General features: G+C 41.0%; 10 protein-coding genes. All 10 read left to right on the top strand.

The features are described from left to right. The first annotated feature begins 360 nt into the window (after positions 1-360). The 10 genes from ACYVAA_RS19805 to ACYVAA_RS19760 all read left to right on the top strand — a co-directional run bounded on the left by ACYVAA_RS19805 (position 361) and on the right by ACYVAA_RS19760 (position 15,085). Positions 361-858, top strand: coding sequence for a DUF4434 domain-containing protein (locus ACYVAA_RS19805; protein ID WP_460545118.1), 498 nt, complete (start codon positions 361-363; stop codon positions 856-858). Positions 859-995: 137 nt separating this feature from the next. Further along, positions 996-1,205, top strand: a complete 210-nt coding sequence (locus tag ACYVAA_RS19800) for an AGE family epimerase/isomerase (protein WP_460545116.1) — start codon at positions 996-998, stop codon at positions 1,203-1,205. Between the two features lie 10 nt (positions 1,206-1,215). Further along, the gene (locus ACYVAA_RS19795) at positions 1,216-2,115 is read left to right on the top strand and encodes an alpha/beta hydrolase (protein WP_460545114.1); all 900 of its coding nucleotides are present in this window, start codon (positions 1,216-1,218) and stop codon (positions 2,113-2,115) included. Between the two features lie 2 nt (positions 2,116-2,117). Then, a complete protein-coding gene (locus ACYVAA_RS19790; protein WP_460545112.1) occupies positions 2,118-3,854 on the top strand; it encodes an FAD-dependent oxidoreductase in 1,737 nt (578 codons plus the stop codon). After that, positions 3,854-5,437: a DUF4127 family protein gene (locus tag ACYVAA_RS19785; protein ID WP_460545110.1), complete on the top strand. Its 1,584-nt coding sequence runs from the start codon at positions 3,854-3,856 to the stop codon at positions 5,435-5,437. The genes ACYVAA_RS19790 and ACYVAA_RS19785 overlap by 1 nt, the downstream gene beginning before the upstream one ends. A 486-nt stretch (positions 5,438-5,923) precedes the next feature. Next, positions 5,924-9,013 carry a SusC/RagA family TonB-linked outer membrane protein gene (locus ACYVAA_RS19780; RefSeq protein WP_460545108.1) on the top strand — a complete coding sequence of 1,030 codons (3,090 nt, stop codon included), beginning with the start codon at positions 5,924-5,926 and terminating at the stop codon, positions 9,011-9,013. 19 nt (positions 9,014-9,032) lie between these two features. Further along, complete coding sequence (locus ACYVAA_RS19775; protein WP_460545106.1) at positions 9,033-10,670, top strand: RagB/SusD family nutrient uptake outer membrane protein; 1,638 nt, start codon at positions 9,033-9,035, stop codon at positions 10,668-10,670. Positions 10,671-10,683: 13 nt separating this feature from the next. After that, the gene (locus ACYVAA_RS19770; protein ID WP_460545104.1) at positions 10,684-12,354 is read left to right on the top strand and encodes a DUF5018 domain-containing protein; all 1,671 of its coding nucleotides are present in this window, start codon (positions 10,684-10,686) and stop codon (positions 12,352-12,354) included. A 51-nt stretch (positions 12,355-12,405) separates the two neighbouring features. After that, the gene (locus tag ACYVAA_RS19765) at positions 12,406-13,773 is read left to right on the top strand and encodes an alpha amylase family protein (protein ID WP_460545102.1); all 1,368 of its coding nucleotides are present in this window, start codon (positions 12,406-12,408) and stop codon (positions 13,771-13,773) included. A 139-nt stretch (positions 13,774-13,912) separates the two neighbouring features. Beyond that, the gene (locus tag ACYVAA_RS19760; RefSeq protein WP_460545100.1) at positions 13,913-15,085 is read left to right on the top strand and encodes a hypothetical protein; all 1,173 of its coding nucleotides are present in this window, start codon (positions 13,913-13,915) and stop codon (positions 15,083-15,085) included. The last annotated feature ends 41 nt before the right edge of the window (positions 15,086-15,126 follow it).

The raw sequence follows: 15,126 nt of genomic DNA, 5'->3' as shown, positions 1-15,126 counted from the left end.
GGTATTTTAATTGTTTGGTCTTATTTCTTTTATGTTTTAAGAAATTTTTTCTAAACGTTATAATGTAAAAAATTAAATAACTTATTGATTAATAAGAAAAAAAATTATTAATTACATTTCAAATTTAATTAGTGGTTTAAATCACTTTTCTAGAGCCCTTTTAAATTGGTAAATACTATCCAGGCTTTATTGATGCTCAATATTTCAATTTAACACATTGAGAATTGTGTTTAAATAAGAGAATAGGAACCAATTCCATAAACCAAGATGACATAAATTGAAAAATTAAGGCTTTTGTTAAAAAAAACTAATGGATAATATGGATTCACCCCAACGAAGAAAATTTTTGAAAATACCTCCTTGATAGGAACATCCTTGTTTGCGGGACCGACTTTAGTTAAGGGAGGTCAATTAGAAGCATTTGAAGAAACTATTCCAGTTGACTTAATAGAAAAGGCTGATTTAGGTCTTCCGATCACAGGAAAATTTTTGGACGAAATTTTCCACGATATTCTGCACCAAAACTGGCGCGGAGAGGAATGGGATCCAGATTTTCGACATATGAAGCGTGTCTGTATTGATACGGTTATAATGATAAGATCTGGTTACCGTAAATTTTTGACCTATCCCTCCAAGTATTTAATGGGGCTTGGCTGTTATAAGCCAGCAAGTGATCTTCTTGATATGTATCTTAAATTGGCCGATAAATACAGAATGAAGTTTTACTTCGGGTTGTATGATTCAGGTGAATACTGGGACACAGGGAATTTAGCAGCAGAAATTGAACATAACCGATTCGTGATCGATGAAGTATGGGAGCAATATGGGCAAAAATATAAAAGCTTTCAGGGATGTTGATTACCCTAATCCTTATCATTGTTTTTTTTAGTAAAAGGGAAGAATGGGGACTGCCTCCACTAGTTTTGCTGGGTTTGTTTTTGGCCAAGGCATATCAGCATACCAAGCAGGAGGAATGTATACTGTAGTTCGAAAAGGTGCATCAATATGCATGGAAACATTTTAGAAATGAGGAAAATGGGGAGTGGTTTGGCTATTTGGATAAGTATGGTGAGGTACTTATTCCTGCAAAAGGCGGAAAGTGGAAGGGGGGCTTCCATGTGCCCAGAGCCTTGTTGTTGATATGGAAAACTTTTGAACGTTTGCCTAAAGAGAGTATAAAAAATAAACTAATTACGGATCAATAATTAAATAACTATGAGATATCCCTGTATATTATTTTTATGTATGTTTTTGGCTTTTTATATAAAAGTGGAAGCGCAAGTTTCAGAACGGGTAATTTATAAGACAGTTGATGGGGAGGAGCTTTATTTTGATTATTATCCTGTCAGCGGCGGAGCTGGTCAGAAGAGTATTGTTTTTGTCCATGGAGGAGGATTCTCTGGCGGAAATCCTGAGAACCAAGCTCCTTTTGCTGAAGAAATGCAAAAGAGGGGGTATAGGGTGTTTGTAATCTCCTACCGTCTTCACGCTAAAGGCCATGGTTTCGGTTGTAATTTCCCTACCCCTGAAAAGCTAAAAGCGATCCGGTATGCAGCAGAAGATGCTGTGTCAGCCACGCGTTTTATAGTAGAGCATGCCAAAGATTATGATGTTGATCCTGAGCAGATTTATTTGGCCGGTAGTAGCGCTGGAGCAGAGGCAATTTTACAAGTACTTTTTAATCCCTTTAAATCAAGTATGCCTGAGGCATTTCATATTGCTGAGGGCTTCAGATTCAAAGGGGCAATGTCTTTTGCAGGGGCAGTTTTGGACTTAAGGCTTGTAAACCAGGAGAACTGGGTGCCTCTATTACTTTACCATGGCTCCAATGATCAATTAGTGCCATTTGAAACTGCGCCACACCACTTATGTCCAGGGACAAGTCCTGGATATATGATGTTATTTGGATCCATGTCGATTTATGAAAAAGCCAAATTACTGGGGTTACCCGTAGAGTTGCATGCTTATCGTAATGGAGGGCATGAAATCAGTAATGCCATGTTTCGGGCTTTCGATGTAATGGACGATTTTATGAAAAACACGCCGGCTCCTGACTGTAATGAGGTTTGGTATTACCTTCATGATCGATCAGACTGGGAGAAATTAGGTAAATAGATATGAATAGAAGAAGTTTTATAGCCAAAGCGGGTTTAGGTAGCCTGTTGGCAAATCCGGTGAACTGGCCATTTGCTGTAAATGCCATGGGTGAGCAAGCAGTCAGTAAGGCCAAGTATATCCCGGAATCCAACCTCTATTGCGCAGATATTATTATTGCTGGTGCTGGCTTAGGAGGCTGTGCATCTGCTTTTGCAGCACTTAGAAATGGTCATTCAGTAATCATGACGGAAGAAACCGATTGGATAGGAGGTCAGTTGAGCCAACAAGGTGTTCCGCCTGATGAGCATGACTGGATAGAAGACCAGGGTTGTACCGAGTTTTACAGGGCGTTCCGTCAAGCTGTCAGGGCTTATTACGTGGATCATTATCCGCTTGTCAAAGAGGAAGCAAAAAATCCACTGTTGAACCCAGGCAACGGAGTTGTCTCTGCATTATGTCATGAACCATTGGTAGCGGTGAAGGTTCTTGAGCAGCTATTTGCCCCCTATATCAGTAATCGTCAATTGATATTGTTAAAGGAGTGGAGGGTCAAAGATGCTGTGGTCAAGGGGGATATGGTGAGCCAACTTGTGGCTGTTTCCCTTCGATCCGGAAAGGAGCAGGTATTGGAGGGCAAGTACTTTGTTGATGCCACGGAACTGGGGGATTTGTTGCCGATAACAGGTACGGATTATCAAAAAGGAACTGAGTCAAAAAGTCAAACAGGTGAACTTCATTCTGCTGAAAAAGCGGATCCTGAGAACCAACAGGCTTTTACCATGTGCTTTGCAATGGATTATGTTGAAGGGGAGGACTGGACCATTTCCAAGCCCGATAATTATGAGTTCTGGCAGTCTTTTAGTCCTGAGATGAAACCAAAATGGGCCGGGAAGTTATTGGAGTTGAATTACAGCAACCCCAAAACCTTAAAGCCGAAGGCATTGGCTTTTGATCCTCGGGGGACTGAATTCGATGGACTTCTAAATTTGTGGAACTACAGAAAGATTATTGATAAGCATAATTTTGATAAAGGTTTTTTTGAAGGGGACATCTCTGTAGTAAACTGGCCTCAAAATGATTATTTCCTGGGGAATCTGGTGGATGTAAAAGAAAGTGAGTTTAAGCATCATGTAGAACAGTCCAAACAACTGAGTCTTTCCCTTTTGTATTGGTTACAGACAGAAGCTCCCAGGGCCGATGGAGGTAAAGGTTGGAGGGGATTACGTTTGCGTAATGATATTATGGGAACGGAGGACGGTTTGGCCAAATATCCTTATATAAGGGAGTCCAGAAGGATAAAGGCCGAGTTTACCATTTTGGAAGAGCATGTGGGGAGAGACCAGCGGGCAAAGAAACTGGGACTGCCAGAGGAAAAGGTAGAGGCAGCCGGATTTGATGATAGTGTTGGGGTTGGTTATTACCATATTGATTTGCACCCCAGTACAGGAGGCGATAATTATATAGATTTCAGTTCTCTGCGTTTTGAAATTCCCCTAGGGGCATTGCTTCCCAAAAAGATGAAGAACCTGCTTCCTGCCAATAAAAATATAGGCACTACTCATATCACCAATGGATGCTACCGATTGCATCCGGTTGAGTGGAGCATAGGAGAGGCTGTAGGGATGCTGTGCAGCTATTCCCTTTCTAATGAAACTTCCCCGAAAACTGTATGGAAAGAAAAGGAAATATTAAGGGATTTTCAGGGATTCCTACAGTCCCAAGGTATAGCCAATAAGTGGTCTCCAATTAGTAAGTGATGAAGAAGATATTTGTAATCTGCATGTTCATGTGTTTTGGCATTTTGAATCTCACGGCGGTGGCACAAGTCGAAAGCAATGGGACAAGGAAAAAAGTGATTTTTGTCCCTTTGGATGACAGGCCGCCTTGTTTGCAGTTTCCGGTTAGAATGGGGGAGATCGCTTTGACCGAACTGGTGAGCCCACCGGAGAAATTGTTGGGGAATTTGCAGGAGCCCGGGCAGTCGGATGAACTAATACAGTGGCTTTTAGAACAGGACTATTCAGGTGTGGACGCGGTGATCATTGCTGCGGATATGCTGGCATATGGAGGTTTGGTAGCCAGCAGGGTGCATCAGGTAAAAGCTGAAATTGCTCTAAGGAGGGTGAAGGTAATTGAACGTCTTAGGAAGCTTGCCCCTGAGGTGCCGTTATATGTACAGAGTGTGGTCATGCGTTTGGCACCAACAGCCGACGGAACCAACGAAAATTATAGAGAAGCCCTGGCAAGATGGGCTGAGGTTTCGGTAAAGTCAGATGCGGATGCCAAGGAGGAGGTCAAAAAGCTGGAAAAGATAGTTCCTAAGGAAGCATTAAGGGGGTATATGACTGCTAGAAAAAGAAATTTGCAGGTCAATCAATTAATGATGGATTATGTAAATAAAGGAATAATCGATTACCTGATTTTGTCCCAAGATGATGCCAAGCCGGAAGGGGTGCACATAAAGGAAAAACAAGGTTTAGGCAAATTTTTGGAAATGCACCACTTGAAGGAAAAGGTGGCTATTCAGGCTGGTACAGATGAAGTGGCCATGCTACTATTAGCTAGGGCAATTAATGAATTCGCAGGCTTGGCGCCAAAGATAAAACCTGTTTATTCCTCCCAATCCATGTCGGAAGAGGTGATGGCTTTTGAAGATAGGCCCTTAAAAACAACTGTGGCCAATCATATTGAGGCTGCTGGGGGTATCTTGGTGAATTCAGAAGAGAAGGCGGATTTATTTTATTATATCTATAGTTCGAGGAATCAACCTGGTGAAGCCCTGCCTTTTGTGAAAGAGATAGTTGAAGCGATTAAAGCTGGGAAACGTTTGATAATAGCAGATATTGACCCTATTGGAAATGTTCAAGGAGGTTCTGCGGAATTTACCCATTTACTAGAGCAAGAAGGTGTTTTGGACAAAGTTTATGGCTATGCCTCGTGGAATACAGCTGGCAATACCATAGGGACAGCTCTTCCTCAAGGGCTGCTTTATTTTATAGCGCTAGAAAAGGCCGGGGCAAATAAAAAAATGGTGAAAGCAGTACAGAAAACTCAGTATTGGTTTACACTACATAGGCTGATGAATGATTATTACTACAATAATCCAATCCGTGAATCCTTGAACAGTTATTATCAACAGGTAGGTCGGAGTGCATTTGTAAGAAAGGAAGATATTATTTTAGAAATGGAAAAAAAGGGGAAAAGTGAACTAGAGAAAGAGGTGAATCGTCTGCAAAAAGTGTTTTTTATGAAGGATAACTATCGCATCCAAAATATTGAGTTTTCTCTTCCTTGGAATAGAACCTTTGAGGCTTTGGTTGATTTTGATCTGGTTCACTGAGGTAAATTTTCTACATCAAATTGCTAAGAATGAGTAAGTAAGGGAAAATAAATATTTTAGCAATAATTAATAAAAAAATTTAATAAGTATTGTGTTTTTAATTAAATAAAATTAAATTAGAGACAGTTATATTTAAAAAACTAACTATGTTTTTGTCGGTTTATTTTTGGTTTGAAGCTAAGTTTTTCAGAGGCGAAGGGATGTAGCCATATAAATGAGCCAGTAGGGTGTTTTAGGTTTCGGGTATCATTGTTTTTTGAATGAAGGGTAGTAAACGTAGAGCTCCTTAGATCAATAAAATAGTAAAGGAATCCGAGGGAAAGGCCAAGGCTAAATAGGAGGAGATAAGTATTAGATAATTCGGCTTGAACCTATTTAGCCTGTTCCATGGCTCGACCCAAGTTTGAGCTGTTATACCAAGAATAATTTTTAATAATGATAAATAATGCTAAATACATGGGATTAAGTTTTACAAAACTTACAAAAATGGCCCTGCTGACAGTATTGGTACTGTCTGTGTCCTTGTTTGAGGCCGCGGGTCAGCAGACAAATGTTACCGGGCAGGTAACAGGTGAAAATGGGGAGTCTATTCCAGGGGTAAATATTCTGGTAAAAGGGACTACTCAAGGTACCTCTACAGATGTTGAGGGAAAGTATCGGCTAAATGTGCCGCAAGGAAAAAAAATCTTGGTTTTTTCATTCCTTGGTTATCAGAGTCAGGAGGTTATAGTGAATGGAGAAACTGTTATTGATGTCAAGCTTTTGCCTGGCCTGAGTACGATGGAAGAGGTGGTCGTTGTGGGCTATGGCACCGAGCGAAAGCAAAGCGTGACAGGTTCCATTTCACAGATTGATGGTGAAGATCTTTTAAAAGCACCGATGGCAAATGTGACCAATCTTCTGGGGGGACGTGTACCAGGAGTCATTAGTTTGCAGCAATCAGGCCAACCAGGAGCAGATGCTTCTAGTCTTTTGGTAAGAGGTTCTTCTGCTAAATATATTGTTGATGGGGTTCCGCGGAGTTTTTCTGAAATAGACCCAAATACGATCGAAACCATTTCGGTCCTTAAGGATGCGGCAGCTGCTTCGGTTTATGGTTTAGATGCCAACGCAGTAATCATCATCAATACAAAAAGAGGTAAAAAAGGAGAGTCCCGCATTTCTTTTTCAGGAAACCAAGGGGTCAGTTCAAACGCAGTGATGCTTGATATGTTAGATGGACCCGGTTATGCCTATTGGTATAATAAAGCTCGGGAAATGGATGGAGATCAGCCTGTTTTTTCTTCTGAACATGTGGAAAAAATGTTAAATGGGGATCCCAGTGATGGTTGGGGAAACACCAATTGGTATAAAAAGACTTTCGGATTGGGCAAAACTAGGAGCTACAATGTCAATGCAACTGGTGGGACGGAAAAGATCAGGTATTTTGTTTCTTTGGGCAATTTTAACCAGGAAGGAAATGTGGACGGTTTCTCCTATAACAGGCTTAATTTAAGGTCCAATATTGATGCTGACATTGCCAATAATCTTGAGTTGACTTTTAATATAGCTGGCAGGATAGAAGACCGAAAAAGACCAGGCTATTCGGCCTCACCGGGAGATTGGAACAATATCCCACAGCAGGCTATGAGAGCACATCCTTATGTGCCAGAAATTTATGATGGCTTGCCGGTATCAACCCGTACATCAAGCTCTTATATCAATCCCTTGGCAGCCTCCTCCTTGACAGGATACAATAATTCTAAAGTGAACGTCATCCAAACCAATTTGTCTTTAAATTATAATGTTCCTTTTGTTAAAGGTTTGAGTGCCAAGTTTATGAATGCTTATGATGTATCCTATCAAATGACCAAGTCCTTTTCTACACCTTACTATACCAATGTAGCCACCGTGCCTACTTCTACTACAGGTGATATCAGTTATTCCTATGCGCCTGATGCACGAGGAACTACTGCAGGTTTAGCGGAAGGATTGTCGCATTATGCCTATTGGGTAACAAATACGAGTTTACAGTATGAAACGACTTTAGAAAAACATCATATCAAAGGGATGGCCCTGATGGAAACTGTTCAGCAGGATGGAAATAACTTTGCTGCTTATGGTTATGGTTTTGATATCTATGAACTGGATGAGCTAAGTTTTGCTAAACTGGATGACCGTAGGAATATTTCAGGTGGTAGTTATCAGGAAAGGAAAGCTGGTTTTCTAGGTAGGCTTGGTTATGATTATGCGGACAAATACCTTTCTGAATTTTCTGTCAGATATGATGGCAGTTATGTTTTCGGGGGAATGGTAGATGGAAAAAGATGGGGTGTGTTTCCTGCTGCATCTGTAGGCTGGAGAATATCCGAAGAGGATTGGTTCTTGCAAAGATCAAATATCATCAATAACCTGAAATTAAGAGGAAGTGTTGGCTTGACAGGGACATCCCAGATAGGTCCCTATTATTACCTCAATACCATGTCTTTTTTAAACACTCCTGCAGTCGTATTGGGCGGAGAGCCTCAAAATGGTTTGCTTACTTCCAGGCCTGCAAATGTGAACCTAACTTGGGCTAAAGCATTGCAGTATAATGGCGGTTTTGATGCAACACTGTGGAACGGATTATTGGCCATGGAAGTGGATGTTTTTTATAAATACATATTCGATATTCTTAGTTCAGTTGATGCTACCTATCCGGATTCTTTTGGAGGATATGTGCATCAATATGAAAATAATAATGAGCAAGATCACAGAGGATTTGAGGTAACACTTTCCCATAAGCAACAGCTTGGAGAGTTTTCCTATAAAGTTGGGGTGAATGGAACATATACCAAAAGGAGATGGCTTAGGTATGGTGATTCAGAAAATACCCCTGATTGGTTGAAACTGACGGGTAAAGAAGTCGGAGCTCAAGTGGGATTTATAGCCGATGGGCTTTTTCAAAATCAGGAAGAAATCAATAATTCTCCTTTGATTGAGGGAAAAGCAGTTCGGCCAGGTGATATTCAGTATCGGGATATCAATGGTGATGGTGTGATTTCTTATGAACAAGACAGAGGGTATATAGGTAAATCCTCCTATCCAAAATTTGTGGGAGGGGTTACCTTTGACGCTTCTTGGAAGCAATGGGATATTGCTCTTTTAATGCAGGGAGCTTTAGGGCGTGACGTGGCCTTGACAGGAGTGTACAGTGGTGGTATAATGGATCATACCTCTATGACCAGACCTTTCTATCACGGGGGGAACAGTCCTACTTACTTGTTGGAAAACTCTTGGAGAGAAGATAATCCAACAGGAGAATTCCCTCGGCTTTCTTTAGTCCCTGCAAGTTCCAATAACGCATATTCATCTACTTTCTGGTATCGAAATGGAGACTACCTACGGGTGAAAAGCTTTCAAGTTGGATATACCTTTCCTGGTAAATGGATGCGGTCCATAGGCGTAAATGCACTTAGGTTGTACGCAGAAGGCCAAAATTTATTTACCTGGAGCAAGTTGACCCAATACAATATTGATCCAGAGCAACCAGGTGTTTCCAATGGGTACTATCCTCAACAAAGGGTAATTTCCGCAGGGCTGAAGTTGACTTTCTAATTTTTAAAGGATGAAAACGATGTTAAAAAATATATATGTTATTGCTGTTGCGCTGATCTTGTTGGGGTTGACGGGCTGCGAAGATTTTCTAGAAACCACTCCCACCGATAGGATCTCTGATAAGGTAGTCTGGGAAGATAAATCCAGTGTGAATTTATACATCAATGGCTTTTATCCCTATCTGGACCGATATGGTAATTTTGGTTCATCTCAGTTTAGCGGAAACCTTACAGAAGGCTTAACGGAGACAATGAAGTATGGATCCTATGTGCCCGGAAGCCGGGCAGGAGATGCCAATATGTATGTGTTTACTCCAGAGTTAATGTCCCCTACGGGTAATCTTTTGGGAACCTGGGGAGAAACCTACGAAAGAATAAGGAGGGTCAATGAATTTTTAGATGGTTTGAAAAAATATTCCCAGCTGGGGGAAGAAGATAACAACCTATTTGCCGGGCAAGCCAGGTTCTTCAGGGCCTTTCTCTATTTTCAGCTGGCAAAGCGGCATGGTGGGGTTATTCTCTATACAGACATGAATTTGGAAAAAAATAAGGATCGCTCCTCAGAAGAGGCTACTTGGGACCTTATTGAAGAAGATTTGGATTATGCGGCAAGTGTGCTACCTGTCAGCTGGGGCAGCGAGGAGAGAGAAAGAATTACAAAAGGAGCTGCTTTAGCCTTCAAATCCAGAGCGATGCTATATGCCGAACGTTGGGAGTCAGCCAAACTGGCAGCTGATCAGGTATTGGGGTTGGGTATTTATGGCCTCACAGATAATTATGAGGATTCATGGAAAGGAGGGAATCAAGAATCCATTCTCGAGTATAACTACTTGGTAACAGGCCCTAACCATTCTTTTGATACCTATTATGCTACTTTTGGAGAGATTGAAAATCAAGGAGGAAGCGGTACCCCAACTCAGGAAATGGTGGAATATTATGAAAAAGCGGATGGTACCAAGATGGATTGGTCGCCATGGCATGTAACAGGGGGCATCCAGCAACGTCCGCCATATGAGGACTTAGAACCACGTTTTCATGCTTCTATTCTTTATAATGGTGCCGTTTGGAAAGATAAGGTGTTAGAGAATACCGTGAATGGCACCAATGGAAGGTATATGGCCTATCGAGAGGATACTTATGCAAAGGGTAGGACGACCACAGGGTATTACCTAAGGAAATGGCTTGATGAAAGCCACAGGGATTTGGTGACTTATAGAAGCATCCAAACTTGGGTGGAATTGCGTTTGGCGGAAGTTTACCTCAATCGAGCCGAAGCCTTGTTTCATATGGGAAAAAGTGGAGATGCCATTCAGGATATCAATATGGTAAGGGCTAGGCCGGGAGTAGGATTACCGCCCAAAGAAGGTTTAAGTGGAGATGATCTTTTTGATGCTATCCAACAGGAAAGAAGAATAGAGTTGGCTTTTGAGGGCCACCTTTACTGGGATATGAGAAGGTGGGATCTAGCACATGAGCAATACAATGATTATCGGGTCCATGGTTTTAAAATAACCGGTGCTGGAGACGATCTTCACTTTGAATATGTGGATTGTGATCTGCAGGATAGGAAATTTTTAGAAAGAACTTATGTATTGCCCATACCCTATAGCGAGTTAGCGAACAATTCAGTCATAGAACAATATGATGAATGGAAATAAACAAAAACGAAAGATGAAAAAATATAATATCATTTATATGCTGGTCTTCCTATTTCTTGTCATAGGATGCCAGCAACCTGATGAACTGTTGCCGCCCGTTTCAAGAAATGGGATCAATAGCATTATAGCCACATTTGAAGATGGAACAGGAGAGTTTGTAGGTTATTATGAAGAGGGGAGTAACGAGATTGTTGTTCCCGTTCCCTATTATTTTCCTGTAAGCAGTAATCAGGAGGTAACCGAGGAGCAAATGAAGCGAATGCGTGTAAGGGCCAATTTGGATGATAACGTAACGGTCAGTCCATCTCTCTTGTATTTGGATCTAACCAAAGAAAACCATATCACCATTACGGATCAGCGGAAAGAAAAGAAAGACTTCGTAGTAAGGGCCGAAATAAGGAAAAGTTCTGAGGCATCTATAGAAGAGTTTAGTTTGCCTGATTTAGGATTAACAGGGGTTATAAATGAATCTACACGGACTATTTCCTTGGTAGCAATTGGGGATTTGGCTCCTGCCAAGGCAGAGGTAAGATTGTCATATCATGCTACAATTTCGCCAGATCCTGCAGAGGAGTTGATAGATTATAATAGTGAGCCTGAGTTTACTGTAACCGCACATGATGGGGTGACAAAGAATGTGTATAAGGTCAAGAAGGAAGTACCTGAGAAATTACCTTTTGGGATCAGGCCTGGTAGCGCTAAGTTAATGTTTGCTAAACAGCTTAAAACTGATTTGGGCATTGGTGTGGATCACTTAAGTGGGGGCCTTGCTCTGAGTGGAAGTCATTTAGTGATCAATACAAGAGGCATAAACAGTGTATTTATTAACGCAAAAACCGGGGAAAAAGAAGGAGAATTGGATTTAGGTGGAATTAAGGGGGGCTTAACTAATTTTTACAATACCTCTGACGATAATGGAAATATTTTGGTATGTAACCTTGCACCCAATGCAGGTGCGTTCAAGGTCTGGACCCTAAGTTCTATTCAAGATAGTCCAGAGTTATATATCACATGGGATGGAGGAGTTCCTATTGGGAGAAAACTATCTGTTCAGGGTAGTCTTGATGGCGAAGCAATCATTACCGCACCGATTCTGCAGGCCGGGCAACAGATCGCCAGATGGCAAGTGGTGGGTGGCTCCCTAGTATCGCAAGATCCAGAAATTATAAGCATGACAGGATTGGCGAAAGGTTGGACAACCAATAGTGATGTAGTTTATACTTCAGGAACCAATGTCAATGCAGACTATTTTGTGGCATCCTATTCCGACAATACATTTGCTTGGGTAGATGGAACTAGCCATACAGTAAGCGCCAAACTGGAAGGAATCAGTACTAACTATATTCCCAATGCAGTAGATTTTATCCCATTTAATAATTCAAGCTTTGCAACCCTAAACTGGGTAAATAGCTTTACCTGGGGGGCGGCAGATGCTGTTTGGTTGCTGGATGTTAGTAATAAAGCGATGTTTACAGGAGACCTTTCAGCCAATACATGTCCAGCAGTGGTTTGGAAGTCAGAAATAAACAAATATGGTCCGAATGCAATAGGGGCGGCAGCTAATCTCAATGGCACCGGAGATGTGTTGATGAGGGTTTCTGATGATGGATATTTCCTTTACCTCTACTTTATGTTCACAAATGGTTATGTAGTAGGGTATCAGTTTGATTGTATTGATATGTAGCATTATAACAAGGAGCACATAGCTGCTCCTTGTTTTTAAACTAGTTTAACTATGAGAAATATTAAATTAGAGTATTCCTTTTTATTTATTTTTCTATTAACGGGAATCTTTAGTTGTGCAGAGGATGACGCTAAGGATTATGGATGGGAATGGGAGGAAGAGGATAAAAAAGAAAATCAAGATAAACCACGTTTCATATGGATTGATGCGGCAGCTAATTTCCCTGATTTTGCTAATAGCAAGGAAAATATTATCAGGGATCTGACTCTGGCAAAAGAGGCAGGTTTTACCGATATCGTGGTAGATGTGCGGCCTACATCTGGAGATGTTTTGTTTGAAACAGATATAGTTGATCAGGTGAAATGGTTAGGTGCTTGGTTACCTTCTGGCTATAGCAAAATTGAACGGACAGCCTCTTGGGATTATCTGCAAGCTTTTATTGATGAAGGTCATGCCTTGGGATTAAAAGTGCATGCAGGGATCAATACCTTTTCCGGTGCAGTTAGGACAAGTATTGGAGCTCAGGGAATGCTATATCGTGAAGCAAATAAAAAAGATTGGGCAACCTCTTTGCTTACTGAAAATGGGATTATTAATACAATGGATTTGTCAGATAATGGGGCGGTGTTTTTTAATCCTGCCCATGAAGAAGTCCAAGCGTTTTTACTAGATCTAGTAGGAGACCTAGCTGCTTATGAAGAATTAGATGGGATTATTCTTGACAGAGGTCGTTTTGATGGTCTTGATAGCGATTTTTCGGAACTAAGCCGCACCCAGTTTGAAGAATATTTAGGTTTTGGTTTGTCCGATTTTCCCGAAGAAGTAATGACCTATGATTTGGTTAAATCCGGACTTTCAGCGGAAAAACCTAACTATTTTCATAAATGGTTAGAGTATAGAGTGAAAGTAATCCATGATTTTATGGAAAAAGCCCGAAACAGAGCCAAGTCCATCAACCCAAAAATACAATTTGGAGTGTATGTGGGCGGGTGGTACTCAGTTTATTACAATGTAGGAGTTAATTGGGGAAGTCCTGATTACAATATCGGGGCCAACTATTCCTGGGCAACGGCAAATTATAAAAATTATGGCTACGCAGATCAGATGGATATCATTATTATAGGGGCCTATGCGGCTCCAACCCGTGTTTTTGGAAGTACCGAGTGGACCATACAAGGATTTTGTTCCCAGGCCATGAACAAAGTGAAAGGAGACGCCTTGGTGGTGGGAGGACCTGATATTGGAAACGGAGAATGGGCCAATACCAGTGATGAGTTAACAGGGAAAGCCATTGTTGAATCCGTTGCTGCCTGTATGAATGCATGTGATGGTTACTTTTTGTTTGATATGATTCATTTAAAACAGAAAGGACAGTGGGGAATGGTCAAGGAAGGAATTGATCTGGCGATCAATGATTAAGGATGTTTATTAATGGAGTATCGCAGAGGGAGCGATCAACTGCATTTCAATATTTCTCTATCCAATTTTAAGATATTGTCCCAATTCTTGTAGAAGATAATGGGGCAAGGAAAAAGGTTAATCAATTAAACTATTAGTAATGAAAACAAGTGTGTTCATATTGTTGCTATGGTCAGTTTTTGTCCATTTGGCTCATGGTCAAAATGCCCATGATATAATATCTGATAAGCTAACATCAGCAAAAAGAGGAGATATAGTGCATTTAGATGGTTTTTTGACAGAAGACTTTCCTAAAGTGAGTTATGATAAAACAGTGATTCCTGGACCTCAATTTATTATTTCGGATGACCCCGAGTATATCCGGATCCCCGAAGCAATTGCCATGCAGGAAAGGGTTGTTCCCGGTGCTGTAAGATTATATGTATATAATGTGAATGGAGTGAAGGAGCCCGGTAAAATGCCAAGGAAGATCACAGCTGTAATACAGAATCTTGGGAAAGAGAACATGCATTTAAGAATGCTTAAATATTCTTCACAAAAGCCCAGTGAAAACTATTTTAAGATCGGGAAAGAAGGTTTGTATGATTATTTCTTATCCAATGAAATGAATAATGTTAAGGTGATCAAGCCCGGGCAGGTGCTCGCTATTGATGATGCAATGGAGAGTAATATAGTGCAATACAATGAATTGGTACACGGTATTTATGAATTTGTGGTTGATCAACCTGGAATGATCAGTGTGCTTCAGACTTCACCAGAAAAGGATGGTGCAGAAGCTTTTAAGGGGATTCAAACGATCATACCTTTTAGCCATGGAAATGCAGGCAGAGGCATATTCCCGATATCTAACTATCAAATTACCTCTAGGGATACATTAGATACTAAAAATGGGACTGTTCAGTTGGTTGTTGCCGATGGAAAAGATGACCCTTGGATTACAGGGACCATAGGTGAGGGGAAAGAATTTGCAAAAAACGCGGGAAATTATGGGGTAATGTATAATACCAATATTAAATGGAAGAGCACAGGGGGAAAAGGTTTGGCCTTGATTACATGGAATGCCCGGTCAGGTAATAGTCAATGGTGTGGAGGAATGGCAATGGCCATGCAATTATGCGACAAGGAAGGAAATAAAACTGTGGTTCAATACCCTACCGATCAGTTGGTGACGAGAGGGGAACCCGAAGCTATATTGCTTCAAATTTATGAACCAGATACTTCAAAAGAGGTTCAGGAGATCAATTTTACCTACTCGCCTCCGGGTGCTTCTTGTTTACCTACCCCCCTGATTTTGGTTCCTATAGATCTATGAATTACCGGATCAATTGTTAGATCCCAAACAGAAATTATGAC

This window comes from Echinicola sediminis (genome assembly GCF_054777495.1).
The sequence above is the reverse complement of the archived record's forward strand: the minus strand, read 5'-3'. Positions and strand labels throughout refer to the sequence as shown.